We start from the raw sequence: 24,390 nt of genomic DNA, 5'->3' as shown, positions 1-24,390 counted from the left end.
CTCTGTCCTGCTATCGCTTGCCTTTGGGTTGTGCGGTCCAAGGCGAGTGTTTTTCCAGTGTTGATGGCGGCGTGTCAGACGGCGGGGCGTGCCCTGCCGCCGGGTTTGAGAGACCGGATCCTGCCGTTGATGCACCGGCTCGAACCGCTGCTCACGAGCTCTGACGCTAAATATCTCGCACAGCGCATGGCGCTGGTCGCCTTTTCCATCCGCATCGTCAGCGCCGCCATCGCCTTCGCGTCCCAGATCGTCCTTGCCCGGCTGATGGGCGAGTTCGACTATGGAATCTATGCCTTCGTCTGGGTGCTGGCGGTGCTGTTCGGCAATCTCTCCTGCCTTGGTTTCCATACCGCGATCATCCGCTTCCTTCCCCAATACAGTGCGCGGGACGCGCACGCCGAAATCCGGGGCCTGACGCTGACGGTACGGGTTTTTGCCATGCTTTCGGCCAGCGCGCTGGCCGGCCTCGGCCTCCTCGGCCTCGTCTTCTTCGGCCGGATGATCGAGGGCTACTACCTCGTCCCGCTTATTCTTGGCCTGATCTGCCTGCCGATGATCGCGCTCGGGGATGTGATGGACGGCACGTCGCGGGCCCATAGCTGGGCTGTCTCGGCGCTCAGCCCCACCTACATCATCCGCCCGCTGCTGATCCTCGGCGCCATGGTCGGCGCCGTCGCGCTCGGCTTTCCCCCGAGCGCGGAAACGGCGATGGTCGCCTGCATCCTCGCCACCTACTGCACGAGCCTCGGCCAGTTCCTAGCCCTGTCCTACCGGCTCGGCCGGCGCTATGCGGCGGGCCCGCGGCGGATCGAGTTCGGCAGCTGGTTTCGCGTCGCCCTGCCGATTTTCCTGATCGAGGGATTCAATTTCCTGCTGACCAATTCCGACGTGGTGGTGGTGGGTCTCTATCTCGAGCCCGACAAGGTCGCGATCTATTTTGCGGCGGCCAAGACCATCGCGCTCGTTCACTTCGTGCTGTTCTCGGTCAAGGCGGCGGCCGGACCGCGCTTCTCGGCGGCCATGGCGGGCAGCGACGGCAGAGAACTCGCCATCATCGCGGTCGAAAGCGCGCGCTGGTCGTTCTGGCCATCGCTGGCCGTCGGCGGCAGCGTGCTGCTTGTCGGCAGTTTCCTCCTTTCCCTGTTCGGCCCCGCCTTCACGCAGGGCTACCCGCTGATGGCGATCCTGCTCGCCGGCATCCTGGCCAAGGCCTTCGTCGGACCGGCCGAGACCCTGCTGACGATGGCCGGTCATCAGTCGCTCTGCGTCAAACTCTATGCCGGCGCGCTGGTCATCAATCTGGCGCTCAATGCGCTGCTCATCCCGCTGTTCGGCCTGCCGGGCGCGGCGACGGCAACGGCGGGCGCCATGGTGGCGGAAGCGCTTCTTCTTCACCTGGCCGTTCGCCGCACCTTCGGGATCGTGCTGCACGCCTTTGCCGCGCCCCGTCCTTTCACGATCCGCAGCCCTGCCGCTTCGTCGTCTGGAGCCGGCGGTGCGCCACGACCAGCAGCGGAGACTGCGCCATGACCGAGGGCACGCCCCACTATCCCACCGACGGAAATGTTCGCCCCTCGCCGATGCCGAGCGGTCCGCTGCCGCGTTTTTCCGAACATCGCGATGCCGAGGCGATCCTCCCCGTCGGGCGGCCGGGGCGGGAGCTTTGCCTCTACCCCGCCCGCGCCGGCTACGACCTGCAGCAGGAACTCGATTTCCTTTCCAACCGGGTGCTGGAGCCGAACATCTTCTTCTCCGGCCGGTTCCTGGCGCCCGCCATGCCCCGGCTCGAGGACCGCGTCGTGCGGCTGGCACTGGTGCGCGACCTCAGCCAGAGCCGCAGCCGCATCCGCTTCCTCATGCCTTTCTCCATCGAACGACCGGGCTTTTCGATCGGCGCGCCGATCCTGCGGGCCTGGGCGAACCCGTTCGGACCGCTCGGCACGCCGCTGCTCGACATGGAAGACGCCGCCGAAACGCTCGACAATCTGTTCGAGGCGCTGGGGCAGCCGGATAACGGACTGCCGGGCGTGCTGGTGCTGCCCGATCTTCGGCTGAACGGCCCCTTCGCGCAGCTGGCCCGGGCGGTCGCGATCGGCCGCAACCTGCCGATCACGGTCGCCGATACCTACCGCCGCCCGATGCTGGACAGCCGGCTCGAAGGCGAGGCCTATCTTGCCGGGACGATCAGCGCCGGGCACCGGCGCGAGGTGCGGCGGCAGTGGAAAGGCCTGTCCGCCTATGGCGAGGTTGCCTACCGCGTTGCCCGCAGCCCGGAAGACATTCGCCTGCGGATGGAAGAGTTCCTGACGCTGGAGGCGCTCGGCTGGAAGGGCAAGCAGCGCACGGCGCTCGTCATGGACCGGCTGCGCGCCGCCTTCGCCCGCGAGGCGATCACCAACCTTGCCGAATCCGACGCCGTGCGCATCCACACGATCGACCTTGATGGCGTGGCGATCGCCTCGATGATCGTCTTCCTGATGGGCGGCGAGGCCTATACCTGGAAAACCACCTATGACGAGGCCTATGCCCGCTTCTCGCCCGGCAAGCTCTTGATGAGCGCTTTGACCGGCTGGCATCTGGACGATCCCAATATCACCCGGACCGACTCCTGCACCCAGGACGACCACCCGATCATGAGCCGCTTCTGGAAGGAGCGGGAGAAGATGGGGACGCTGGTGATCGGCCTGCAGGCCAACCGCGACCGCGATATGCGCCAGGCTGCCGCCCAGCTGCATCTCTATCGCAACACCCGCAACATGGCGAAGATGCTGCGCGACAAGATCCGCGCCTTCGCCCTGCGTTAGACGGGACCGGCTGGCGCGGCGGACTCAGCGCGTTCCGCCTCCGCGCGTGCCTGGTCGCGCAGAAGCCGGCGGATGATCTTGCCGGAGGTGGTCAGGGGCAGGGTTTCGACGAAGGCGATCTCGCGCGGATATTCATGCATGGAAAGCCGCGCCTTCACATGGGCTGCCAGCGTCTGCGACAGTGCCTCCCCCGGCTCGAAGCCCGGCGCGAGCACGACATAGGCTTTCACGATTTCGGTGCGCAGCCGGTCCGGCTTGCCGACCACGGCCGCCATGGCCACGGCGGGATGGCCGACGAGGCAATCCTCCACCTCGCTCGGCCCGATCCGGTAGCCGGAGGAGGTGATGACATCGTCGTCGCGGCCGAAGAAGGTCACATAACCCTCCTCGTCCATGACCCCCTGGTCCCCAGTCGTCATCCAGTCTCCGATGAACTTCGCCTGCGTCGCCGCGTCCTGCTTCCAGTAGCCGAGGAACATCACCGGGTCCGGGCGGCGCACGGCGACCTGCCCCGGCTCGCCCGGGGCAAGCGGCCGCCCGTCGGCGTCGATGATCGCCACCTGATGGCCAGGCGCCGCCTTGCCCATGGAGCCCGGTTTCAGCACGCCCCAGGCCGAGCCGGAGGACAGCACGATGTTGCACTCGGTCTGGCCGTAGAACTCGTTGATCGGCACGCCCAGTGCGGCGCTGGCCTGCTCGTGGGTCTCGCGCCCCAGCGCCTCGCCCGCGGCGCCGACGCTGCGCAGCGCGAATCGGAAACGGGCCTTCGGGTTGTCCACCGTTGCCATCAGCCGCAGCGCAGTCGGTGGAATGAAGGCATTGCGCACCTGCATGGTCTCGATGATGCGGAAGGCCATCTCCGGATCAAACTTCTGCGCTGGCGAGGAGACCACCGGGACGCCGAAATAGAGCGAGGGCAGCAGCGCGTTCAGCAAGCCGCCGGCCCAGGCCCAGTCGGCCGGCGTCCACATGCGGTCGCCCGGCTGGGGCAGGCCGCCATGGTGGAACTGGAACCCCGGCAGATGGCCAAGCAGCACGCGGTGACCATGGAGAGCGCCTTTCGGCGGGCCCGTGGTGCCGGATGTGTAGATCATCAGCGCCGGATCGTCCGGGCCGGTTTCCGCTGGGCGGAACCCCTCCCCCGCACCCTCCGTCAGGGCGGCGAAAGGTTCCGTGCCGGGATCCTTGCCGCCGTCCTGATCGACAAGGACCACCAGTCGCAGTTCCGGCAGACGGGCGCGCAGGGCGGAAATCTTTTCATAGCCAAAGCCATTGGTCACGATTGCGGCCACGCCGGCATCGCGCAGTCGGAACTCGAGCGCCTCGACCCCGAAGAGCAGCGCCAGCGGCAGGGCGATCGCACCGCGCTTGTAGATGCCGGCATGGGCGATCGCCGCCTCGAAACCCTGCGGCAGAAGGATGGCCACCCGGTCGCCCGACGCGATGCCGCGCGCCGCAAGGCCTGCGGCGAAGCGGGAGGAGGCTTGAGCAAACGCCTGATAGGTGAGCGCGCGGTGCTCGCCCGTGGGATCGAAGTGCTGAAGACAGATCCGATCCGGATCGCGACTGGCCCAGACATCGCTGACTGCCGCGCCGATGTTGAAGCGCGCGGGGATCTCCCAACGGAAGTCCCGGATCAGCGCGTCATAGGTCGGTCGGTCGGGCAGCATCGGCGATCCGCAGGAGTTATGCTGCAGCAGCTAACACTGCAGCCCCGGCAAGATCAATTCTTTCGCACTGCCAACGCCGCCCTAGAGCGCGCGAACCGCGTCATCCCCGGCGCACAGCGCCTCGCGAAGGGCATCCTGCGTCTGATAGCCTGCGCAGAACAGGCTGATGGCGGCACCGGCAACCCGAACGCCGGCCTGGCTGCGCAAGGCGATGCTGCGCTCCGCGCAGAGCGAGAAGACAGCCGCTTCGACGACATCGATCTCCGACTGCGGCGGAATGAAAGACTCAGACAGTGACATGGGCGGGCATCCTGCGTGGCGTGATGGGGATGAAAGGCAGGATGCGGCCGACCTGTTCCATTGCGCAACTCACGTCTTCCTCCTGTCTCAACAGCACTTTTCGCCTGTCCCGCCATGGCACGGCATGGAGCGTTTTCGTGCATATTTCCATGGCCGTTTACCTCGCCTTCAGACTTGGCAGGCATGATCCTTCCACGCGCGGTAAGTGCTTGCGTCCGCGCGCCCTTCGCCTCTTTTCAGAGGCCGACGAGGCCAAGACACTCCTCCTCTCTCATGACACGGCACGCCGGCGCGCAAACGAAAGCGGCGCGCCGTTGCCGACGCGCCGTTCCAGGCTTGTGAGAATGAGCCGTGGCGCTCAGAGCGCCTTTTCAAGCTCGGGCAGGATCTCGAAAATATCGCCGACGAGGCCATAATCGGCGACCTGGAAGATGGGCGCTTCCTCATCCTTGTTGATCGCGACGATGACCTTGGAATCCTTCATGCCGGCCAGATGCTGGATCGCCCCGGAAATGCCGCAGGCGATGTAGAGCTGCGGGGCGACGACCTTGCCGGTCTGGCCGACCTGCCAGTCGTTCGGCGCGTAGCCGGCATCGACCGCCGCGCGCGAGGCGCCAACCGCGGCACCGAGCTTGTCGGCGAGCGGCAGGATGACCTCCTGGAACTTCTCCGACGAGCCGAGCGCGCGGCCGCCCGAGACGATGATCTTGGCGGAGGTCAGCTCCGGGCGGTCGGAGGACGACAGCGCGTCCGACACATGGCTCGACAACGCCTTTGCTGCCGGGGCCGGGACAGCCTCGACCGTTGCCTGTCCGCCGGTTGCCGCCGGAGAGAAGCCGGCTGTACGCACGGTGATCACCTTTTTCGCGTCGCCTGACTGCACGGTCTGGATGGCGTTGCCGGCATAGATCGGCCGCTTGAACGTGTCGGCGGAAACGACCTCGGTGATTTCCGAGATCTGCGCCACATCGAGAAGTGCTGCCACGCGCGGCAGAACGTTCTTGCCGAGCGAGGTGGCGGGCGCCAGGATCACGTCATAGGCGCCGGCAAGCGACAGGATGAGATCGGCCAGCGGTTCGGCAAGCCCGTGGGACAGCGCATCCCCCTCGGCCGTCAGGACCTTGGAGACGCCGGACAGCGTCGCGCCATGGGCGGCCGCTGCATCAAGCCCGGTGCCGGCGAGCAACAGGTGGATCTCGCCGCCGATGGCGCCGGCTGCAGAGATCGCCCGGGCGGTCTGGTCGGATACGGTGCTGGCGTCGTGGTCAGCCAGGACAAGAATGGCCATGATCGAATTCCTCATCTCGGCATCCGGGACTAAAAACCGCCCGCCGGACTGCCTTCCTCAACTTCTGTTCGTCGTTTTGCGGTGCCGGCGGGAGCCTGACGCCGCATGGCGCGCGCGCCTTAAAGCACGCCGGCTTCGGTCTTCAGCTTCTCGACCAGTTCGGCCACCGACTTCACCTTGACGCCTGCCTGGCGGCCGGCCGGTTCTTCCGTCTTGAGAACCTTGAGGCGCGGGCTGGTGTCGACGCCGAAATCGGCCGGGCTCTTCTTGTCGAGCGGCTTCTTCTTGGCCTTCATGATGTTCGGCAGCGAGGCATAGCGCGGCTCGTTCAGGCGCAGGTCGGTGGTGACCACGGCCGGCAGGGTGATCTCGATCGTCTGCAAGCCGCCATCGACTTCGCGCGTGACGGTGGCCTTGTCGGCGCCGAGCTCGACCTTGGAGGCAAAGGTGCCCTGGCTCCAGCCGAGCAGGGCCGCCAGCATCTGGCCGGTCTGGTTGCTGTCGTCGTCGATCGCCTGCTTGCCGACGATGATCAGGCCCGGCTGCTCGGCCTCGGCAACGCCCTTGACGATCTTGGCGACGGCAAGCGGCTCGACCGCATCCTCCGTTTCCACCAGGATCGCCCGGTCGGCGCCCATGGCGAGCGCGGTGCGCAGCGTTTCTTCCGCCTTGGCCGGGCCGATCGACACCACCACGACCTCGTCTGCCTTGCCGGCTTCCTTCAGCCGCAGCGCTTCCTCGACAGAAATCTCGTCGAAGGGGTTCATCGACATCTTCACATTGGCAAGCTCGACGCCCGTGCCATCCGGCTTCACGCGGATCTTGACGTTGTAATCAACGACCCTCTTGACGGTCACGAGAATTTTCATGGGATGCGTTCCTCTTGATCGGTCCGGAGACCATGCTCCATCACCGGCAGGGCCGATTGTCGGTTGGCGACATGGATACGCGTTTTCGCTCCAAATTCAATCGCCGCGGCCGACGCTCCCCCAGCCAATGACACTCCTGTGACGTTGACGTACACGTCATGGCCGCCTCGATCAAGCGATGGGTCATGCGCTTCCGCCGCCCTCCCTTCCCTTGGAAGCCTGAGCCCGAGGCCCCCAGGGGCCTGGGGCCGGGCGGCCGGTGTCCACCACGGCCTGCGGCGTGACAAGGCGACGATCGAACAGCGGCACGTCCGGGCGGCGCAGCAGCAGGATCAGGCCGAGACCGGCGAGAATCCCCCCGACATGCGCCCCCCAGGAGACATCGGCCGTCGGATCGACAAGCAGCATGTAGAACTGCTGGCCGATCCATAAGAGAAGCGGCACGAAGGCGGGGAGTGGTAGAGGAATGCGGAAGAAGACCAGCACCCAGACCCGAACGCGCGGATGCAGCACGAGATAGGCCGCAACGACGCCCGACACCGCGCCCGATGCGCCGATCAGCGGCGCCTGCGACTCCACGTTCAGCAGGCCGTGGACCAAGGCTCCGGCGGCCGCGCAGAGCAGATAGAAGAGAAGGAAGCGAAGGTGGCCCAGCGCATCCTCGACATTGTCGCCGAACACCCAGAGGAACAGCATGTTGGTGCCGAGATGCCAGATGTCGCCATGCAGGAAGGCATAGGTGAGAAAGGTCGCCGGCTCGGGAATGACGATCAGATCCGGCGCCAGGCGCGCATCGCCGAAGATCAGCGCCGGGATATAGCCGAAGCTCAGCAGCTCCATATTGGCGCGCATCTCGGAAATGAAGGGCGGCCCGGTCATGACGAAGGTCACGACGTTCACGAGGATGAGCGCGATCGTGACATATTGCAGGCGAATATGTTTGAGCGTGTTCGCATCGTGCAGCGGAATGAACATGCGGTTCCTCGTGCGGCCGAACGCGCCCGGCCGGGCGGCGGCCTAACGGTTCTGGCCGGGCACCCAGAGAATGTCGCCCCGCCCCTTCTCGTTGGCGAAACGGGCCGCGACGAAGAGGAAGTCCGACAGGCGGTTGATATATTCGAGCGCCGGCACCCCGACATGCTCGCCCTCCGTATGGGCAAGCGCCACCATCAGCCGCTCCGCCCGCCGCGCGATGGTGCGGGCGAGATGCAGATGCGCAGCAGCCGGCGTGCCGCCCGGCAGAACGAAGGAGCGCAGCGGATCGAGCGCAGCGTTCAGCTGGTCGATCTCCGTCTCGATCCGCAGCACCTGGGCAGGCACGATCCGCAGCGGCGGGAAGCCCAGCGTTTCGCCGGTGTCCGGCGTCGAAAGATCGGCACCGAGATCGAAGAGATCGTTCTGGATCCGCATCAGCATGCCGTCGAGAACCGGATCGGCGCCGGTCGAGAGCCGTGCCATGCCGATCGCCGAATTCGTTTCGTCCACCGTTCCGTAGCTCTCGACGCGCAGATCGTGCTTCAGCCGGCGCGGGCCTGCCGTCAGGCCCGTCGTGCCATCGTCGCCGGTGCGGGTGTAGATCTTGTTCAGCCGCACCATGCTCAGCGGCCCCCGCCGGTGATCCACAGCGTCAGCATGATGAGGGCGATCGCCACGGCCTGCAGCAGCACGCGCGCCTGCATCAGCTTGTTCGACGTATTGCCGCTTCCGCCTTTCGCCATATGGAAGAGCCCGCGGATCAGAACGATCACGACAAGACCCATGACGAGAAGGGTCAGACCGGTAAGAAAGGAATTCATGGCGGTGTCCGGTTGTTGAGAGGGTCAGCCGAGCCGGCCGATGATGCGGTAGAAGAGGCTGGCCGGCAGGAGTTTCTTCAGCAATACGCCCTGCTTGGCCGGTTGGGTCACGATATAGTGCGGCTTCGGCGATTTTGCCGTCAGCGCCTGTTTGAGGACCGCATAGACCGCCTCCGGCCCAAGCTTGCCGCGCGCCGGCCCGCTTTCCCCGCGCAGGCGGCGGAGCTGACGCGCATATTCCTCGCGATGGACCGAACCTTCGACATCGATGTGTCGTTCCACCGAGGCCAGCGCATTGGCCGTAAATCGCGAGGCGATCGGCCCCGGTTCGATGAGGCTGACGCCGATGCCGCTGCCGGCGAGCTCCATGCGCAGCGTCAGCGTCAGCCCCTCGAGCGCGAACTTGGAGGCATTGTAGGCGCCGCGCCAGCGATAGGGCACGATGCCGAGGATCGACGAGCATTGCACGATGCGGCCATGGCCCTGCGCTCGCATGACGGGGACGACCCGACGCGTCAGATCGTGCCAGCCGATGACGTTGGTTTCCAGCTGGAGGCGCAGCGCCTCCACCGGCAGGTCCTCGACTGCGCCCGCCTGGCCATAGGCGCCGTTGTTGAACAAGGCGTCGAGCCGGCCGCCGGTGCGAGCCAGAACATCGTCCACCAGTCGCTCGATCGTAGCGCCCTGCGTGTAATCCATTAGGAAGGTTTCGATCCCCTCCGCCTCGAGCGGGCCGCGGTCGGCCTCGCGCCGGACCGTGGCGAAGACGCGCCATCCATCGCCCGTCAGGGCCCGCGCCGCATAGGCGCCGATGCCGGAGGAGCAGCCGGTGACGATGATCGAGGGACGGTCTGCCATGCGCGCTTCGCTGCTGCCTTCCGGGAGTGGACAAGAAGCCGAGCTTTCCCATATTCGGGATAGGGTGACAATCTGCCATTGCGGCTCGTTGGAAAGCGGGCCCTGACCAGTGTCGATCGGGGAGACCGGATGCCGTCCTATCTGAGCGTAGCCTGGAAGGTCGTCTTCGACGCGATCTGGCATTTTAGCGACGATGACGGCTGGGCCATGGCGAGCCATGTGGCGCTGTCCTCGCTGCTCGCGGTCTTCCCCTTTCTCATCTTCGGCACCGCGCTTGGCAGCTTTCTCGGCGCCGACCAGTTTGCCGAAACCGCGGTCCACCTGATCTTCGACACCTGGCCGCCCTCGATCGCCCGGCCGCTCGCCGACGAGATCGTGCAGGTGCTGACCATCCCGCGCGGCGGCCTGCTTACCCTCTCCGTCCTTGCGGCGGCCTATTTCGCCTCCAACGGGGTCGAGGCGCTGCGCGTCTCGCTCAACCGGGCCTATCGTGTGGCAGAAAGTCGCGCCTGGTACATGACGCGCCTGGCAAGCCTCGGCTTCGTGCTGGCGGGCACCATCGTGCTCGCCTCGGTCAGCATCGTGCTGGTCGTGGTGCCGCTGGCCCTGCGCTATGCGGACCGCTGGCTGCCATGGCTGGACGAGCTGATGGCCGTCGTTGCGAACTGGAGTGCGGTGCTGGCGCTGCTCGTGCTCACGGCGGGGTTGATCATCTCGCATCTCTACCTGCCGGACGGGCGGCGCAAGATCATGGATGTGCTTCCCGGTGTGCTGGTCACGCTGATCGCCTGGTCGATCGGCGCCTATGCCTTCGCCTCCTATCTCTCGACCTTTGCCAACTATGTCTCGACCTATGCCGGCCTTGCTTCGATCATGATCGTGCTGGTCTTCCTCTACATGGCCGGCGCGATCTTCATCATCGGCGCGGAGATCAATGCCGCGATCATGAAATACAAGGTCAAGCGGATGGTTATCAGCCATTTCCGCGGTGCGCGCGGCGCGCCGAGCCCGGCTGCGGCGGAAACTGTCGCAGAGGAAAAGGCTGCGGAGCAGGTGGCGGAAGTTGCCGTCGCCAAGGCACAGGATGCCGAGCTAGACGAGAAGGAAGCGGCGAAGCTCGTCCGCTGACCGGCCGGACAGGCGCCAGGCCGTCAGCCCCGCATCCCCCTTGCTCTTCGACAGCTTGCGCCCCTCGGGGTCGAGCAGCAGCCGGTGATGGTGATAAAGTGGCACGGGCAGATCAAGCAGCCTTTGCAGAAGCCGATGCACCGATGTCGCGTGGAACAGGTCGCGGCCGCGCGTCACATGGGTCACACCCTGCAGCGCATCGTCCACGACCACGGAAAGATGGTAGCTGGATGGCGCATCGGGCCGCGAAAGGATAACATCGCCCCAGGCTTCCGGCGCGGCGAGAATTTCGCCCGTTTCCCCCTCCGGCCCCTCCCCGCTCTCCGCCCAGAACAGCAGCGCACCTGCGGCCCGTACCGCCTTTCCCATGTCGAGCCGCCAGGCATGCTGACGACCGGTTGCCAGCGCCGCTTCCTGCTCCGCACGGCTCCACTCTCGCTCCGGCCCCGGATAGAGCGGCGCACCATCCGGATCGCGCGGCCAGACGCGTCCCTGCGCTTCATGGGCCGCGACATGAGCCTTGATCTCCCCGCGCGAAAGGAAGGCGGGATAGACGAGGCCCAGCGAGCGCAGCGTGGCGAAGGCCTCTTCATAGTCGGAGAGATGCTCCGATTGCCGGCGGACGGGGCGCTCGTAGGGAATCCCGAGCCAGTCGAGATCGGCCTGCAGCGCGGTTTCGAACTCCGGGCGGCAGCGGGTCCGGTCGATATCCTCGATCCGCAGCAAAAGCCTGCCTCCAAGCTCAGACGCCTGTCGCTCGTTGATGAGCGCAGACAAGGCATGACCGAGATGGAGCGGCCCATTGGGACTCGGCGCGAAGCGGAAAACGGGACGGGACCAGGCATTCGGCATGATCTGCTTTTCGCACAGCCGCACGCGGCCAGAAAGAGGCCGGACCGGCCCTCAGACCCATCTCGGAGTGAGAGGATGGTTTTCTTTCCCCGGAGCATCACGCTTGAAGTAAGAAAGGCCCGCCCCGGCTGGCAAGTCATCGTGAGCTGGGCTTGCTCTAGGCGAACGGCAGCCGAGGTTCGTGCCCCGGCCGCCGCTCCCTCACTCTGTTCGAGGCATCATGACTCTCAAGCGCACCGCATCGATGCACCGGGCTGCGGACAGGTTTGGCGCATGCAGCTGATCCAAACGGATGCCGACGTGGAGACCGGTCTGCGTGCCTTGCTGCGGAAAGACCCGCGCCTTGCGGCCGTTCTCTCCGAGGCGGGCCCGATCCCTCTCCGCCGGACCTCGCCGGGCTTTGCCGGTCTTGCCTCGATCATCGTCTCACAGATGATCTCCAAGGCCAGCGCGGCGGCGATCTGGGCGCGGATGGAAGCCCGGATGAGCGAGGTTACGGCGATGGCCGTGGCGCAGTCGAGCGAGGCGGAGTTTCGGGCGGATGGCCTGTCCCGAGCCAAGAGGCTGACGCTCGCGGGCCTGGCCGAGGCCGTGCTCGCCGAGCGGATCGATCTCGTTGCTCTATGCATGCTGGATGCGCCTGCCGCCGTCGAGCGCCTGTGTGCGCTGCCCGGCATCGGCCCCTGGACCGCAGAGGTCTATCTGCTCTCCTGCGCCGGGCATGCCGACATCTTTCCGTCCGGAGACGTCGCCCTGCAGGCGGCGGTGGCGCATGCTCTTGCGCTCACCGCGCGCCCGGACCGGAAAGCCATGGCAGTGCTTGCGGAAGACTGGGCACCGTGGCGAAGTGTCGCGGCACGGCTTTTCTGGGCCTATTATGCGGTCGGCATGCGGCGCAGCGGCGCCCCGCAGCCGGCGGTTTCCAGCCTCTCAAGCGGGGCCAAAAAGCCAATGCAATGAATCTTTTGCGCGCTTCGGGTTCGGGCTTCACAATCTTGACGTAACACGCCTAATATAGAAGGGCAGATGCCGAATCGATCAGGAGTCCACGTACTTGACGATTGCAGTCTCACCTCAGGCTCTCCCGGCGCTCGTGCTGAACGCCGACTACAGGCCGCTGAGTTATTACCCCTTGTCGCTCTGGTCCTGGCAGGACGCGATCAAGGCCGTTTTTCTTGACCGTGTCGTCATCCTGGCCGAGTACGAGCATCAGGTTTCCTCTCCCAGCTTCTCGATGAAGCTGCCGAGCGTCGTCTGTCTCAAGAGCTATGTGCAGCCGTCGCGGCATCCGGCCTTCACGCGCTTCAACGTCTTCCTGCGCGACCGTTTCGAATGCCAGTATTGCGGCTCGACGGACGACCTGACCTTCGATCATGTGATCCCGCGCTGCTGCGGCGGGCAGACCACATGGGAAAACGTCGTGGCCGCCTGCTCGCCCTGCAATCTGCGCAAGGGCGGCAAGATGCCTCGACAGGCCGGCATGTTCCCGCATCAGAAGCCGTATCACCCGACCGTGCAGGACCTGCACAACAACGGCCGCCTTTTCCCGCCGAACTTCCTGCATGAAAGCTGGATGGACTATCTCTACTGGGATGTCGAATTGCAGCCCTGAGCGGGCGGCAGGGACGCGCGGAAAAGCAACCGAAGGCCCGCTTTACCGGGCCTTTGCGATCCCGATCGCAGCGATGGCGGCGAGCCCCAGGCTAGCCAGAACGTTCCATCCCGCGAAGGAGAGCCCCAGCACCCGCAATGCGGCGCTGGTGCAGGAGGGCCCGTGCTTGCTGTCGAGATCGCCGAGCAGATCGCCGACATTGGAGGAAATGCCCTGCGCCGTGGTGGAGCAGCTGGCAGGCCCTTCCCAAAAGCCCCATTCCGCTCCGGCGTGATAGACGCCGATGCCACCGCCGACGAGCATCATCACCACGATGACGAGAAGCAGCAGCCGCGTCAGCCAACGCGGCATGCCGAAGGCGGCGCTGAGCATGGCCAGCAGGCCGACCGGAATGCCGAAATAATAGGGCTCGCGCTGCATGAGGCAGAGCGCGCACGGGATGTAACCGCCGAGATGCTCGAATCCGAGCGCGATGCCGACGGTGACCGCCATGCCGAGCGTGACGAGCGTGGCATAGAGGAGGGCCGGCGAACGGCGGGCCGAAAAGCCGGCGGACGAGGATGGAAGGGTCATGGGCTCTGGTCTGCGCAATCCTGTCAGATGAACAGGCGGTAGCCGACGAAAATCACGATCAGCACGGCCGCCACGATGCCCGCCAGCAGACCGAGACGCTTCTCGATGAAATGGCGGATGTCTTCACCATAGCGCTTCAGGAGCCAGGCGATAAGATAGAACCGCGCCCCGCGCGCAATGATCGCGGAGACGATGAACAGGCCGAGATTGATGTTGGCGGCGCCGGACAGGATCGTCACCACCTTGATCGGCGGCAGATGCGCCAGACCGGAGGTGACGAGCAGCAACACCAGCGTCTCGTAGCCGACCGAATTCTTGAGCTGCTCGAAGGCTTCCAGCTTGCCGTAGAAGGCGAGGATCGGCTTGGCGATGGCCTCATAGGCGTAATGGCCGAGATACCAGCCGGCAATGCCCCCGAGGACGGAGGCGACGGTCGCGATCAGCGCATAGCGCCAAGCGCGCTGCGGCCGCGCCAGCGCCATCGGCAGGAACAGCACGTCGGCGGGAACAAGGAAGATCGAGCTCTCGACGAATGCGATGATCGCCAGCCAGACTTCCGCGGATTTGCGGGCGGCAAGCGACATGGTCCAGTCGTACAGGCGACGCAGCATACGGGAACCCTTGTCTTGCTCTAGGAGGAATGGGCGGGAGATGAGGCGGCCGGAACCGGCCACGGCGTTTTCTAGGCTGCGCGAACGGCGCTGTAAATCACCCGCAGCGCATGGAAGCCATGCAGGGATGGCTTTTGTGGGCGCGGGTGACCAAAATGCCGTTGACCCGCTTTTGACCCTTCGTATACATCTCTCCCGCTGCCTCCGTGCCCCATTGGCGGAATTGGTAGACGCGCTCGACTCAAAATCGAGTTCCGAAAGGAGTGCTGGTTCGACCCCGGCATGGGGCACCAGCAGGCCTATGGCACGCTCTCCCCTCGCCTTTGCCGACCCTGCTGGAACCAGCCAGCCTGCAATGGGTTTTCCTGTCAAATACAGGAGAAAGCCATGAGCGACGCCAGCAATTCCGATCTCGCGCAGAACGCCGGTTTCGGCAGCGGCAACCAGACGACGCCTTCGGCGGTCGATGTCGAGCGCCAGCCCCAGCCGGCCTCTGCGCCTGAGACCGACTCGACCGTCAGCCCCAAGCCGCCCCTGCCGCTTGGCCCCGGCAGCAAGGCAGAGGAAGCGCCGGTGGAAGGCGAGCCGGGGACGAACCCCACCCATCATCGCGGCCACATGCCGCCGCCGGTCACCGCCAATCGCGACTGAGCAGGAATGACGGCGCTCTTCCGTCACGTCCTCCGGCATTTTTGGACGTGACGGCAGCGGCTGTCTGTTTCATCATGGCGCATGATCCGTCGACACCGTGATAAGACCAGGATGGTTTCGGTCTGGCATTGGCTATCGTGGTTTTGCCCGCTCTCGCCCGTCTCGGCGGGTGACGGCCCGAACGGCCGGCTGGCCGAGACGGTCTCTGGATGGAGGGACTTGCGCATGGAGACCCGCTACGCCGTTCGCCGCCAGCATGGCGACCGCTTTGCCGTCATCGACGAACAAACCGGCCTGCCCGCCGCCTCGGACGGGCGTGATCTGGTCGGCCTTGCGCGGGAAGATGCCGAGGACATCGCCGACGTCCTGAACCGCAGCGAGGACAGCCGCAGCAGTCCGCTCGTATAGCGCCCTGCGCCACGGACTGCCGATGGCTCGGACGTGAAGACGGAGGATTTAGGACCCCTATAGTCCCGCCGCGCCTCGTCATCCGCTTCCCCGCTTGTGCAGCCGCCGCTTATCCCGCAAAATGATCCGGACCCGAGGAGCACGGCCCGTGCCGGCTTCGTCCGCCCGCCCGGAGTGTTTCATGCACCATCCCCGTTTCACGCCTTATCGCCTGGTGCCCGCCGAGGTGGAGGACAGTGCCAACCGTCTCGCCGAGCACGTGGCCGCCGTTCACCTGGAAAGCGGCGAGTTCAGCATCATGACCATCACGGTCGAGGATGTGGTGATCGACGGCATGCCGATGGGCACCTACGAGGTCGAGGTGCGGCAGATCAAACAGCCGGATTTCCTCGAATTGCAGGCCGGACGCTGACCGACACGGACGCGGCCGTGCCTCTCCCCGCTTGCAGGCCGCCAAGAGCCGAATAGACTGGAAATACCGAAGGCGAGCCTCTATCACTTCCCCACCGGCCAGGGCCGGAACTCTTTCGAGCCAACGCGACGAGGAAAAGACCGTCTGATGATCAAGAATGTCGGAGTAGTCGGCGCCGGACAGATGGGCTGCGGCATTGCACAGGTTTCGGCAATGGCCGGGTACCGGGTGCATATCTATGATGTCTCGCCCGAACGGATCGAGACCGGGCTGGCGACGATCAACGGCAACATGGCGCGCCAGGTCGCGTCCGGCAAGCTGACCGACGAGGACCGCAAGAAGGCGCTCGCCCTGATCAAGGGCTCGGTCGACCTGAACGATCTTTCCCCTGCCGACCTCGTCATCGAAGCTGCGACGGAAGACGAGACGGTCAAGCGCCGGATCTATGGCCAGATCTGTCCGGTGCTGAAGGCGGAAACCATCCTCGCCACCAACACGTCCTCGCTCTCCATCACCCGTCTTGCCTCCGCCACGGACCGGCCGGAACGCTTCATGGGCATCCACTTCATGAACCCGGTCCCGGTGATGAAGCTGGTCGAACTGGTGCGCGGCATCGCCACGGAGGAGGAAACCTTCTCTACCGCCAAGGCCTTCGTCTCGACGCTCGACAAGACGATCACCGTGGCGGAGGACTTTCCGGCCTTCATCGTCAACCGCATCCTCCTGCCGATGATCAACGAGGCGATCTATACGCTCTACGAAGGTGTCGGCAGTGTCGACGCGATCGATACGGCGATGAAGCTCGGCGCCAACCACCCGATGGGTCCGCTGCAGCTGGCCGATTTCATCGGCCTCGATACCTGCCTTTCGATCATGCAGGTGCTGCATGACGGGCTGGCCGACTCGAAGTATCGCCCCTGCCCGCTCCTGGTCAAATATGTCGAAGCCGGCTGGCTCGGCCGCAAATCCGGCCGCGGCTTCTACGACTATCGCGGAGAAACCCCGGTGCCCACGCGCTAAGCGCGAAAGGCCTGCACTGCCGTCGTTCTCGGTTAGGGGCTTGCCGGCCCGCCATCGCGCACCGCCGTCACCAGAGCCCGGCCATCGGCACTGTCCCAGCTTGCCGGGCCGTTCATGGCGGAGAGCAGGCAGCCCTGATCGTCGATCAGCAGGGTCACGGGCAGGCCGAAGGCGAGGCCCTCGCGCTTCAAGGCATTGAAGATGCCCATCGAGGAATCGCGATAGGGTTTGAGCGCGGACACGCCAGTTTCGGACAGGAAGGCCCGCGGCTTCTCGTCGCCGCCCGTATCGATATTGACCGCCACGACCTCGAACCGGTCGTTGCCTTCGGCCTTCTCCAGCGCGTCCAGGGCCGGCATTTCCTCCCGGCACGGCACGCACCATGTGGCCCACAGGTTGAGCAGCACGCTCCGTCCGGCAAAATCCGCGATGCGCCGCTCGGCGCCGCTGCCATCCTTGAAGGTCAGCTGGTCGAGGCGGCGGGGCGGGTCGACCGGCGCCATGGCCGCCGCCTGGCCCTTCATCAGTGGGGTCAGGCGCGCGATCCGGTCCTTCGACGCGGCGCACTGGCCGGCATCGGCCGTTTGCGTGGCGGCGCCATTGCCAGACCGGCTTTCCATCACGTATACCCCTGCCGCTCCGGCCAGCACGCCCAGAAGCGCGGCGACCGAGAGCAATCCGACGGTGGAACGGCGCGTGGTCTTTTCTGTCATGTCGGGTCCATCATGTCGGGTCCATGTGATCCTCCCGCCAGGGGTCTTTCCCCAGCCGGGCAATTTCAAGGCGGGCAAGAGAAATGGCGGAGCAGTCAACCGAGTCGAAGACCTCGAACGCGATGTGGGGCGGCCGCTTCGCCTCCGGTCCCGCCGCGGTGATGGAGGAGATAAACGCCTCGATCGACTTCGACAAGAAGCTCTATGCCCAGGATATTCGCGGCTCGATCGCGCATGCCACCATGCTGGCCGCACAGGGCATCATCTCGCAGGCGGACAGGCAAGCCATCGTCGACGGCCTGACGACCATCCAAAGCGAGATCGAGGCCGGCAGCTTCGAATTCTCCCGGCGGCTCGAAGACATTCACATGAATGTCGAATCGCGGCTGGCGGCCCTGATCGGTCCCGCTGCCGGCCGCCTGCACACGGCCCGCTCGCGCAACGACCAGGTGGCCCTCGATTTCCGCCTGTGGGTCAAGGAAGAGCTGCAGCGCACCGAAACGGCGCTGAGCGGCCTCATCGCCGCTTTCCTCGACCGGGCGGAAGAACATGCCGATACGGTCATGCCGGGCTTTACCCATCTCCAGACCGCCCAGCCGGTCACCTTCGGCCATCACTGCATGGCCTATGTCGAAATGTTCGGTCGTGACCGCCAGCGCGTCCGCCACGCCATGGAGCATCTGGACGAAAGCCCGATCGGCGCCGCCGCTCTCGCCGGCACCGGCTTTGCGATCGACCGCCACATGACGGCTGCGGCACTCGGCTTCCGCGAGCCGACCCGCAATTCGATCGATACGGTCTCCGATCGCGACTTCGCCCTGGAGTTCCTGTCGATCGCCGCCATCACCGCCGTGCATCTTTCGCGCCTGGCGGAAGAGATCGTCATCTGGTCGACGCCGCAATTCGGCTTCGTCCGGCTGTCCGATGCCTTCTCGACCGGCTCTTCCATCATGCCGCAGAAGAAGAACCCGGATGCGGCCGAGCTGGTCCGCGCCAAGACGGGCCGCATCAACGGCTCGCTCATTGCGCTCCTGACCGTGATGAAGGGCCTGCCGCTCGCCTATTCCAAGGACATGCAGGAAGACAAGGAACAGGTCTTCGATGCCGCCGAAAGCCTGGAACTGGCGCTGGCCGCCATGACCGGCATGGTGCGCGACTTGCACGTCGCGACCGACCGCATGAAGGCCGCCGCCGGCTCGGGCTATTCGACCGCCACCGACCTTGCCGACTGGCTGGTCCGCGAAGCCGGCCTGCCCTTCCGCGATGCCCATCACGTCACGGGCCGCGCGGTCGCCATGGCGGAAGCCAAGGGCTGCGATCTGGCAAGCCTGTCGCTGGACGAGCTGCAGACGCTCCACCCGGGGATCACCGCCGGCATCTTCGATGTTCTGAGCGTCGAGGCCTCGGTCGCGAGCCGTACCTCCTATGGCGGGACGGCGCCTTCGGAAGTCCGCCGGCAGATCGCCTGGTGGCGCGCGCGCAACTGATCCAGTATAAGCCTCCGTATTCCTTGCCACCGGCCTGGTCCCGGCGGCAGTTCCGACCCGCTCGTTCAAGGACGATCCTCATGCCCTCCCGGCCCCAGCGCCCCCGGCTTTCCTCTCTCGGCGCAACGGCGCTTCTTGCCGCCGCTCTGACGCTCGCGCTGTCCGGCTGCGGCCGCAAGGGCGATCTCGATCCGCCGAGCACGCCGGCCGCCGCTGTGAACCAGAAGGGCAACGACACCAACAAGACCGTGCCGGAGCGGCGCTTCTTCCTGGATCCGCTGCTCTAGCACCCGCGGAGGAACGGACCGCGCGAAGCGCCGATGCCGAATTGCACGTTGCCGGAATGGCAAGACCCAAGACATTCATGCCGATCCGGTACAGGGCAAGGGCCCGCGTTCCGGCCGGACCGAGGAGCAGAAGCTGCCGTGAACCACTTCGATTATCGTGATGGCGTTCTCCATGCCGAGGATGTTTCGCTTCTCGACATTGCGCGCGCCGTGGGCACGCCCTTCTACTGCTATTCGACCGCAACGCTCGAGCGGCATTACCAGGTCTTCGCCAGCGCCTTCGCCGAAGTGGATTCGCTGGTCTGCTATGCGATGAAGGCCAATTCCAACCAGGCAGTGCTGAAGACGCTCGGTCGGCTCGGCGCCGGCATCGACGTCGTCTCGGGCGGCGAGCTGGCGCGCGCGCTGGCCGCCGGCATTCCCGCATCGCGCATCATGTTCTCCGGTGTCGGCAAGACGGCGGGCGAGATGGACATGGCGCTCGAAGCCGGCATCTACTGTTTCAACGTCGAGTCCGAGCCGGAGCTCGAAGTGCTGAATGCCCGCGCCGTGCGGCTGAACATGCGCGCGCCGGTGTCCTTCCGCATCAATCCGGACGTCGATGCCCGCACGCATGCCAAGATTTCGACCGGCAAGAAGGAAAACAAGTTCGGCATCGCCTACGAACGCGCCCGCGCGGTCTATGCCCATGCCGCCACCCTGCCCGGCATCCAGGTAACGGGCATCGATATGCATATCGGCAGCCAGATCACCGAGCTGCAGCCCTTCGACGACGCCTTCCGGCTCTTGAAGACGCTGGTGGAAACCCTGCGTGCCGACGGCCACGAGATCGAGCATGTCGATGTCGGCGGCGGTCTCGGCGTGCCCTACAAGGACGACAACCAGCCGCCGCCGCTGCCCGATGCCTATGCGGCCATCGTCAAGACCCAGCTGAGCGGCCTCAACTGCCGGATCGTCATGGAGCCGGGGCGGTTGATCGTCGGCAATGCCGGCGTGCTTGTGACCGAGGTCATCTACGTCAAGGATGGCGGCTCGAAGACCTTCGTCATCGTCGATGCCGCTATGAACGATCTGATCCGCCCGACACTCTACGACGCCTATCACGAGATCCGGCCGGTAAGGATCCAGGCCGCGAACGCGCCGCGAATCACCGCCGATATCGTCGGCCCCGTCTGCGAAACCGGCGACTATCTGGCGCTCGACCGCGAAATGGCCATGCCGAAGCCGGGCGATCTGTTCTCCGTCAGCACCGCGGGCGCTTATGGCGCGGTGCAGGCCGGAACCTACAATTCGCGGCTTCTGGTGCCGGAAGTGCTGGTGAAGGGCGACCGTTTCCACGTCATCCGCCCGCGAAAGACGATCGAGGACCTGATCGGCCTCGACTCCCTGCCGGACTGGTTCGACTGATCAGCCGCAATCACGATTGCGTTCTCGCCCTCGTCTTCGCCACAAAGGATGGTATCCTCGATCCTGGTCGAGCCGGTGAAGGCTATGGCCGTTGAAGGGATGATGCATGACGGATCGGCAACGGCAGGCACGACAGGGCGATGACCGCACATCGGGCGCGATGAGCGAGAGCCTGGCCCGAAGCCTGGCCGCCAAACGCACTGCTGCGTGTCTGATCCTGATCGCCGAGCGGATAGCCCCGCGGCTGCTGCTGCCGGTTTCGGTGCTGTTGCTCTTTCTCTCCGCGGCCTGGTTCGGCCTGTTCCGCCTTCTTCCCTTCGCTGCCCATGCTGCCTTGCTGTCGCTGTTCGGACTGGCGTTCCTGGCGGCGCTGATCCCGCTGTTCCGCCTCCGTCTGCCGGCGCGCGAGGAGGCGGACCGAATGCTGGAGGCACGCAATGCGCTGCCCCATCAGGCCATTGGCGTGCAGCAGGATCGTCCGGCCACCGATGGCGCCTTCGGCGCGGCGCTGTGGGCCGAACACCAGGCGCGCATGGCCCGGACGATCGAGAGCCTGCGAACCGGCGTCCCGCAGCCGGATATCGCCCGCTTCGACAGGCAGGGTCTGCGCGCCGTTCCCGTTCTTCTGGTGGCGGTCGCTTTCGCCTATTCCTATTCCAACCGCGCCGGCCTGATTTCCGATGCGGTCCATCTGCCGGTTGCCGCTGGCCCCCTTGGACCGGATGTGCGGATCGATGCCTGGGTCACGCCGCCCGGCTATACTGGCCGTGCGCCGCTCTTTCTGACCGCGCGTCCGAATACGGCCGGCGAGGACATGCAGGGCAGCGCTCTGCGCGTTCCCCAATTCAGCGACCTGACCGTGCGCATCACCGGCGGCGCAGCACCGACAGCCGTCTCCTACCAGGCCGATGGCGATGCGGCAGCGGTCGAAATACCGGTCGAAGACGCCAAGAGCGAAGCGGACGGAAAGGCAAGCGCGCCAAAGGACGTGAGCGGCGAACCTGCTGCCGCGCCCAGCGAGCAAACGGCGACGGCGCCCGGAAAGGCCACGACGCACCTCGCCAAGATCACCCGGGACGGCACGCTGACGGTCGGCACCGAGCGCTGGCACTTTGCCGTGATCCCGGATGCCGTGCCGGAGATCGCCTTTGACGGCGGCCCGCGTGCCACGGTCAATGCGGCGCTTGAAGTCCCCTTCATCGCCAAGGACGACTACGGACTGACTGAGGCCTTTGCCGAGATCGTGCCCATCGACACTCCGGCCGCCGATGCCCGGCCGCTCTATCCCGCGCCGGAATACCGGCTGGATCTGCCGCGCCGCAACGCCAAGGACGCAAAGGCCGTCGCCAGCCGCAATCTTTCTGAACATCCGTTGGCCGGCAAGCGCGTCCGGATCACGCTGGTCGCCCGCGATGCCGCCGGTCAGGAGGGCCGCAGCCAGCCGCAGGAGATGATCCTCCCCGCCCGCCGCTTCTTCGAGCCTCTGGCCGGAGCGGTAGCCGAGGAGCGCCAGGTCTTTGCGCTCGACGCGAACCGCGTCGATCGGGCGATCGAGCTGAACGAGGCGATCACGCTTCGGCCGGAAGAGAATATTCCGAACCTGACGCACTACCTGCTGCTGCAATCGGCCAAGGGCCGGATGGAGACGGCGCGCGGCGACGACATGCTGCGTGGAACGGCCGACTACCTCTGGGAAATCGCGCTCGGCATCGAGGACGGCAATCTGTCGCTTGCCGAAAAGCAGCTTCGCGACGCGCAGCAGAAGCTGTCCGACGCGCTGGAGCGCAATGCATCGGACGAGGAAATTTCCAAGTTGATGAAGGAGCTGCGCGACGCCATGCAGGCCTTTATGCAGGCGCTGGCCGAGCAGGCGATGAAGAACCCGCAAATGGCGCAGCGCCAGGCACCCGAAAACAGCCTGACCAGCCGCGACCTGCAGAAGATGATGGACCAGATCGAAAACCTGGCGAAATCGGGCTCGAAGGACCAGGCGCGCCAGATGCTGTCCGAGATGCAGCGGATGATGAACAATCTCCAGGCCGGCCGCCAGCCGCAGATGCAGAACGGCCAGGACAACAGCGCCATGCGCCAGCAGATGGACAAGCTGGGCGAGCTGATGCAGCAGCAGCAGAAGCTGATGGAAGAAACCTTCCGCACCGACCAGGCGCTGCGCGACCGGATGCAACGCGGCGACCCGCTCGGCACCGACCCCCTGTTCGACCAGCCGATGCCGCAGGAGCCGGGCCAGAGCCAGCCGCAGGACCAGGCAGATGCCAATGATCCGATGCAGCAGATGACGGAAGAAGAACTCCGCCAGGCGCTCAAGGACCTGCAGAGCCGCCAGAAACAGCTGGAACAGCAGCTGAGCGAGCTGCAGAAGGGTCTGGAAGGCATGGGCGCCAAGCCCGGTAAGGGTTTTGGCGAGGCCGGCAAGGAAATGCGCGGCGCGACCGGCCAGCTCGGCCAGGGCCAGGGCGACCAGGCGGTCGGCAGCCAGGGACGCGCGCTGCAGGCGCTGCGTGAGGGCGCGCAGGAGATGATGAACCAGATGGGGCAAGGCCAGGGCCCAGGGCAAGGACCCGGCCAGGGCGTGCCGCAATATGGCCAGAACGGCCGCGACCCGCTTGGCCGTCGCCAGCAGAATGTCGGCCCGGACTTCGGCGATCAGGTCAAGGTGCCGGACGAGATCGACACGCAGCGCGCCCGCCAGATCCTCGAAGAAATCCGCCGCCGCCTCGGCACCAACAGCTCACCCGAGCTCGAACGGCAATATCTGGAACGCCTGCTCGATATGCCGTGAGCGCCAAGGAAAGACCCCCTCTGGCCCGCCGCCCATCTCCCACACAAGGGGGGAGAGACCAAGAGGCGCGCGATCGCCCAGCCATTGGGCCAAGTGCTGCTGAGATGGAGGCAGAGGCGCGCTGACCTTGCGCTTTAACTAGAAGAATTCCGCGCGATGGCTTGTCGTGTCCGAGCAGTCGCCCACGTTCTCCCTCCCTTATGGGGGCAGGCAGGCCAGAGGGGGTCTCGGCCGCCGCGCGATAAGCGGCCCAATCGGGGGAGCCCGGCCCTTACGCCGCCAGCGCGGTTGCCACAGCGCGGCGAATATCCGGGAGGCTGAAGGGCTTGGAGACGACGTCGACGATCTTGCCGGCGAGGTCATCCGCCCGTTCCCGCTGCTCGGCATAGCCGGTCATCAGAAGAATCTTCAGGGCGGGAAAGGCGTCGGCGGCCTGGTGGGCGAGCGCGATGCCGTCCATGACCGGCATACGGATATCCGACAGCAGGAGATCGAAGGGCCCTTCCTGGAGCTGGGCCAGGCCATCGGCCCCGTCGGCAGCCTGCGCCACCTCGTGTCCGTCCATCTGCAGCGCCCGCGCCACGAAGCGCCGGAGCGAATCCTCGTCTTCCGTCACCAGAATTCTCGCCATCATGGCCTCCTTGCCCGCACGCCGCAACGCGGCCGTTCGGGCAGGACATGATCAGAGTTTCGTTGGGAAAAGGTAAAAGGGGGTGCAGTGAGCAGTGAGCAGTGAGCAGTGAGCAGTGAGCAGTGAGCAGTGAGCAGTGAGCAGGCTGCCAGCCGCACAACCGCCGTCAAGCCTTGCCAATCACTAACTACCAAAACTAAAAACTAATCACTG

At 65.6% G+C, this 24,390-nt stretch carries 26 protein-coding genes and 1 tRNA gene; 14 read left to right on the top strand and 13 right to left on the bottom strand.

Going from position 1 to position 24,390, the window contains the following annotated elements; genetic code table 11:
• Positions 1 to 63 precede the first annotated feature (63 nt).
• Together U8330_RS03645 and U8330_RS03640 are read left to right on the top strand one after the other, a co-directional pair.
• A complete protein-coding gene (locus U8330_RS03645) occupies positions 64 to 1,530 on the top strand; it encodes a lipopolysaccharide biosynthesis protein (RefSeq protein WP_323103788.1) in 1,467 nt (488 codons plus the stop codon).
• A gap of 50 nt (positions 1,531 to 1,580) precedes the next feature.
• Positions 1,581 to 2,804: a GNAT family N-acetyltransferase gene (locus U8330_RS03640; protein ID WP_323107141.1), complete on the top strand. Its 1,224-nt coding sequence runs from the start codon at positions 1,581 to 1,583 to the stop codon at positions 2,802 to 2,804.
• Here the strand turns inward: U8330_RS03640 and U8330_RS03635 are convergent.
• The 8 genes from U8330_RS03635 to U8330_RS03600 form a co-directional block, all read right to left on the bottom strand.
• A complete protein-coding gene (locus U8330_RS03635) occupies positions 2,801 to 4,474 on the bottom strand; it encodes an AMP-binding protein (RefSeq protein WP_323103787.1) in 1,674 nt (557 codons plus the stop codon). The genes U8330_RS03640 and U8330_RS03635 overlap by 4 nt on opposite strands.
• Positions 4,475 to 4,555: 81 nt before the next feature.
• Positions 4,556 to 4,774, bottom strand: coding sequence for a hypothetical protein (locus tag U8330_RS03630; RefSeq protein WP_323103786.1), 219 nt, complete (start codon positions 4,772 to 4,774; stop codon positions 4,556 to 4,558).
• A gap of 358 nt (positions 4,775 to 5,132) precedes the next feature.
• Entirely contained in the window at positions 5,133 to 6,062 is a 930-nt protein-coding gene (locus U8330_RS03625) for an electron transfer flavoprotein subunit alpha/FixB family protein (protein ID WP_323103785.1), read from the bottom strand.
• Positions 6,063 to 6,181: 119 nt separating this feature from the next.
• Complete coding sequence (locus U8330_RS03620) at positions 6,182 to 6,931, bottom strand: electron transfer flavoprotein subunit beta/FixA family protein (RefSeq protein WP_323103784.1); 750 nt, start codon at positions 6,929 to 6,931, stop codon at positions 6,182 to 6,184.
• 183 nt (positions 6,932 to 7,114) lie between these two features.
• On the bottom strand, positions 7,115 to 7,906 hold the full coding sequence (locus U8330_RS03615) for a rhomboid family intramembrane serine protease (RefSeq protein WP_323103783.1): 792 nt from the start codon (positions 7,904 to 7,906) through the stop codon (positions 7,115 to 7,117).
• A 42-nt stretch (positions 7,907 to 7,948) separates the two neighbouring features.
• Entirely contained in the window at positions 7,949 to 8,527 is a 579-nt protein-coding gene (locus U8330_RS03610) for a cob(I)yrinic acid a,c-diamide adenosyltransferase (RefSeq protein ID WP_323103782.1), read from the bottom strand.
• A 2-nt stretch (positions 8,528 to 8,529) separates the two neighbouring features.
• Positions 8,530 to 8,727: a twin transmembrane helix small protein gene (locus tag U8330_RS03605; protein ID WP_323103781.1), complete on the bottom strand. Its 198-nt coding sequence runs from the start codon at positions 8,725 to 8,727 to the stop codon at positions 8,530 to 8,532.
• 24 nt (positions 8,728 to 8,751) lie between these two features.
• Positions 8,752 to 9,585 (bottom strand): SDR family oxidoreductase, encoded by an 834-nt coding sequence (locus U8330_RS03600; protein ID WP_323103780.1) that lies wholly within the window; start codon positions 9,583 to 9,585, stop codon positions 8,752 to 8,754.
• A gap of 129 nt (positions 9,586 to 9,714) precedes the next feature.
• Here U8330_RS03600 and U8330_RS03595 point away from each other — a divergent pair, with 129 nt between their 5' ends.
• Entirely contained in the window at positions 9,715 to 10,713 is a 999-nt protein-coding gene (locus U8330_RS03595; RefSeq protein WP_323103779.1) for a YihY/virulence factor BrkB family protein, read from the top strand.
• Here U8330_RS03595 and gluQRS read toward each other — a convergent pair.
• Positions 10,678 to 11,565: a tRNA glutamyl-Q(34) synthetase GluQRS gene (gene gluQRS, locus U8330_RS03590; RefSeq protein ID WP_323103778.1), complete on the bottom strand. Its 888-nt coding sequence runs from the start codon at positions 11,563 to 11,565 to the stop codon at positions 10,678 to 10,680. The genes U8330_RS03595 and gluQRS overlap by 36 nt on opposite strands.
• Positions 11,566 to 11,838: 273 nt before the next feature.
• Here gluQRS and U8330_RS03585 point away from each other — a divergent pair, with 273 nt between their 5' ends.
• On the top strand, positions 11,839 to 12,525 hold the full coding sequence (locus U8330_RS03585; protein ID WP_323103777.1) for a DNA-3-methyladenine glycosylase 2 family protein: 687 nt from the start codon (positions 11,839 to 11,841) through the stop codon (positions 12,523 to 12,525).
• Between the two features lie 94 nt (positions 12,526 to 12,619).
• Entirely contained in the window at positions 12,620 to 13,177 is a 558-nt protein-coding gene (locus U8330_RS03580) for an HNH endonuclease (RefSeq protein WP_323103776.1), read from the top strand.
• Positions 13,178 to 13,219: 42 nt separating this feature from the next.
• Here U8330_RS03580 and U8330_RS03575 read toward each other — a convergent pair whose 3' ends face one another.
• Together U8330_RS03575 and U8330_RS03570 are read right to left on the bottom strand one after the other, a co-directional pair.
• The gene (locus U8330_RS03575; protein ID WP_323103775.1) at positions 13,220 to 13,750 is read right to left on the bottom strand and encodes a disulfide bond formation protein B; all 531 of its coding nucleotides are present in this window, start codon (positions 13,748 to 13,750) and stop codon (positions 13,220 to 13,222) included.
• 23 nt (positions 13,751 to 13,773) lie between these two features.
• On the bottom strand, positions 13,774 to 14,361 hold the full coding sequence (locus tag U8330_RS03570; protein WP_323103774.1) for a YqaA family protein: 588 nt from the start codon (positions 14,359 to 14,361) through the stop codon (positions 13,774 to 13,776).
• Positions 14,362 to 14,569: 208 nt separating this feature from the next.
• On the opposite strand from U8330_RS03570, the gene U8330_RS03565 reads away from it, so the two are divergent.
• From U8330_RS03565 to U8330_RS03545, 5 genes are all read left to right on the top strand, one after another.
• Positions 14,570 to 14,654: transfer RNA gene (locus tag U8330_RS03565), tRNA-Leu, on the top strand.
• Between the two features lie 94 nt (positions 14,655 to 14,748).
• A complete protein-coding gene (locus tag U8330_RS03560; RefSeq protein WP_323103773.1) occupies positions 14,749 to 15,012 on the top strand; it encodes a hypothetical protein in 264 nt (87 codons plus the stop codon).
• Between the two features lie 225 nt (positions 15,013 to 15,237).
• The gene (locus U8330_RS03555) at positions 15,238 to 15,420 is read left to right on the top strand and encodes a hypothetical protein (protein ID WP_323103772.1); all 183 of its coding nucleotides are present in this window, start codon (positions 15,238 to 15,240) and stop codon (positions 15,418 to 15,420) included.
• 181 nt (positions 15,421 to 15,601) lie between these two features.
• Complete coding sequence (locus U8330_RS03550) at positions 15,602 to 15,832, top strand: hypothetical protein (protein WP_323103771.1); 231 nt, start codon at positions 15,602 to 15,604, stop codon at positions 15,830 to 15,832.
• Positions 15,833 to 15,979: 147 nt separating this feature from the next.
• Positions 15,980 to 16,852 carry a 3-hydroxybutyryl-CoA dehydrogenase gene (locus tag U8330_RS03545; RefSeq protein ID WP_323103770.1) on the top strand — a complete coding sequence of 291 codons (873 nt, stop codon included), beginning with the start codon at positions 15,980 to 15,982 and terminating at the stop codon, positions 16,850 to 16,852.
• Between the two features lie 32 nt (positions 16,853 to 16,884).
• Here U8330_RS03545 and tlpA read toward each other — a convergent pair whose 3' ends face one another.
• On the bottom strand, positions 16,885 to 17,565 hold the full coding sequence (gene tlpA / locus U8330_RS03540) for a thiol:disulfide interchange protein TlpA (RefSeq protein WP_323103769.1): 681 nt from the start codon (positions 17,563 to 17,565) through the stop codon (positions 16,885 to 16,887).
• Positions 17,566 to 17,648: 83 nt separating this feature from the next.
• Here tlpA and argH point away from each other — a divergent pair, with 83 nt between their 5' ends.
• The 4 genes from argH (at position 17,649) to U8330_RS03520 (ending at position 23,546) form a co-directional block, all read left to right on the top strand.
• Complete coding sequence (gene argH / locus U8330_RS03535; RefSeq protein ID WP_323103768.1) at positions 17,649 to 19,052, top strand: argininosuccinate lyase; 1,404 nt, start codon at positions 17,649 to 17,651, stop codon at positions 19,050 to 19,052.
• 80 nt (positions 19,053 to 19,132) lie between these two features.
• The gene (lptM, locus tag U8330_RS03530; RefSeq protein ID WP_323103767.1) at positions 19,133 to 19,339 is read left to right on the top strand and encodes an LPS translocon maturation chaperone LptM; all 207 of its coding nucleotides are present in this window, start codon (positions 19,133 to 19,135) and stop codon (positions 19,337 to 19,339) included.
• Positions 19,340 to 19,477: 138 nt separating this feature from the next.
• Complete coding sequence (lysA, locus tag U8330_RS03525; RefSeq protein WP_323103766.1) at positions 19,478 to 20,746, top strand: diaminopimelate decarboxylase; 1,269 nt, start codon at positions 19,478 to 19,480, stop codon at positions 20,744 to 20,746.
• A gap of 160 nt (positions 20,747 to 20,906) precedes the next feature.
• Entirely contained in the window at positions 20,907 to 23,546 is a 2,640-nt protein-coding gene (locus tag U8330_RS03520; protein WP_323107140.1) for a TIGR02302 family protein, read from the top strand.
• A 271-nt stretch (positions 23,547 to 23,817) separates the two neighbouring features.
• Here U8330_RS03520 and U8330_RS03515 read toward each other — a convergent pair whose 3' ends face one another.
• A complete protein-coding gene (locus U8330_RS03515) occupies positions 23,818 to 24,177 on the bottom strand; it encodes a response regulator (RefSeq protein ID WP_323107139.1) in 360 nt (119 codons plus the stop codon).
• Between the last annotated feature and the right edge of the window lie 213 nt (positions 24,178 to 24,390).

This window comes from Rhizobium sp. CC-YZS058 (assembly GCF_034720595.1).
In the GTDB taxonomy this organism is placed as follows: Bacteria; Pseudomonadota; Alphaproteobacteria; order Rhizobiales; family Rhizobiaceae; genus Ferranicluibacter.
Note: the sequence above shows the minus strand (reverse complement) of the source record. Positions and strands in the feature narration are given on the sequence as shown.

Excerpts from the sequence above, each read along its gene's own strand:
- U8330_RS03545 (WP_323103770.1), top strand. The coding sequence starts at position 15,980 with ATGATCAAGAATGTCGGAGTAGTCGGCGCCGGACAGATGGGCTGCGGC.
- U8330_RS03570 (WP_323103774.1), bottom strand. The coding sequence starts at position 14,361 with ATGCTGCGTCGCCTGTACGACTGGACCATGTCGCTTGCCGCCCGCAAA.
- U8330_RS03520 (WP_323107140.1), top strand. The coding sequence starts at position 20,907 with ATGAGCGAGAGCCTGGCCCGAAGCCTGGCCGCCAAACGCACTGCTGCG.
- tlpA (WP_323103769.1), bottom strand. The coding sequence starts at position 17,565 with ATGACAGAAAAGACCACGCGCCGTTCCACCGTCGGATTGCTCTCGGTC.
- U8330_RS03645 (WP_323103788.1), top strand. The coding sequence starts at position 64 with ATGGCGGCGTGTCAGACGGCGGGGCGTGCCCTGCCGCCGGGTTTGAGA.
- U8330_RS03620 (WP_323103784.1), bottom strand. The coding sequence starts at position 6,931 with ATGAAAATTCTCGTGACCGTCAAGAGGGTCGTTGATTACAACGTCAAG.
- U8330_RS03605 (WP_323103781.1), bottom strand. The coding sequence starts at position 8,727 with ATGAATTCCTTTCTTACCGGTCTGACCCTTCTCGTCATGGGTCTTGTC.
- U8330_RS03630 (WP_323103786.1), bottom strand. The coding sequence starts at position 4,774 with ATGTCACTGTCTGAGTCTTTCATTCCGCCGCAGTCGGAGATCGATGTC.
- U8330_RS03560 (WP_323103773.1), top strand. The coding sequence starts at position 14,749 with ATGAGCGACGCCAGCAATTCCGATCTCGCGCAGAACGCCGGTTTCGGC.
- U8330_RS03550 (WP_323103771.1), top strand. The coding sequence starts at position 15,602 with ATGCACCATCCCCGTTTCACGCCTTATCGCCTGGTGCCCGCCGAGGTG.
- U8330_RS03585 (WP_323103777.1), top strand. The coding sequence starts at position 11,839 with ATGCAGCTGATCCAAACGGATGCCGACGTGGAGACCGGTCTGCGTGCC.
- U8330_RS03600 (WP_323103780.1), bottom strand. The coding sequence starts at position 9,585 with ATGGCAGACCGTCCCTCGATCATCGTCACCGGCTGCTCCTCCGGCATC.
- U8330_RS03615 (WP_323103783.1), bottom strand. The coding sequence starts at position 7,906 with ATGTTCATTCCGCTGCACGATGCGAACACGCTCAAACATATTCGCCTG.
- U8330_RS03595 (WP_323103779.1), top strand. The coding sequence starts at position 9,715 with ATGCCGTCCTATCTGAGCGTAGCCTGGAAGGTCGTCTTCGACGCGATC.
- argH (WP_323103768.1), top strand. The coding sequence starts at position 17,649 with ATGGCGGAGCAGTCAACCGAGTCGAAGACCTCGAACGCGATGTGGGGC.
- lptM (WP_323103767.1), top strand. The coding sequence starts at position 19,133 with ATGCCCTCCCGGCCCCAGCGCCCCCGGCTTTCCTCTCTCGGCGCAACG.
- U8330_RS03610 (WP_323103782.1), bottom strand. The coding sequence starts at position 8,527 with ATGGTGCGGCTGAACAAGATCTACACCCGCACCGGCGACGATGGCACG.
- gluQRS (WP_323103778.1), bottom strand. The coding sequence starts at position 11,565 with ATGCCGAATGCCTGGTCCCGTCCCGTTTTCCGCTTCGCGCCGAGTCCC.
- U8330_RS03640 (WP_323107141.1), top strand. The coding sequence starts at position 1,581 with ATGCCGAGCGGTCCGCTGCCGCGTTTTTCCGAACATCGCGATGCCGAG.
- U8330_RS03625 (WP_323103785.1), bottom strand. The coding sequence starts at position 6,062 with ATGGCCATTCTTGTCCTGGCTGACCACGACGCCAGCACCGTATCCGAC.
- U8330_RS03555 (WP_323103772.1), top strand. The coding sequence starts at position 15,238 with ATGGAGACCCGCTACGCCGTTCGCCGCCAGCATGGCGACCGCTTTGCC.
- U8330_RS03515 (WP_323107139.1), bottom strand. The coding sequence starts at position 24,177 with ATGGCGAGAATTCTGGTGACGGAAGACGAGGATTCGCTCCGGCGCTTC.
- U8330_RS03575 (WP_323103775.1), bottom strand. The coding sequence starts at position 13,750 with ATGACCCTTCCATCCTCGTCCGCCGGCTTTTCGGCCCGCCGTTCGCCG.
- U8330_RS03635 (WP_323103787.1), bottom strand. The coding sequence starts at position 4,474 with ATGCTGCCCGACCGACCGACCTATGACGCGCTGATCCGGGACTTCCGT.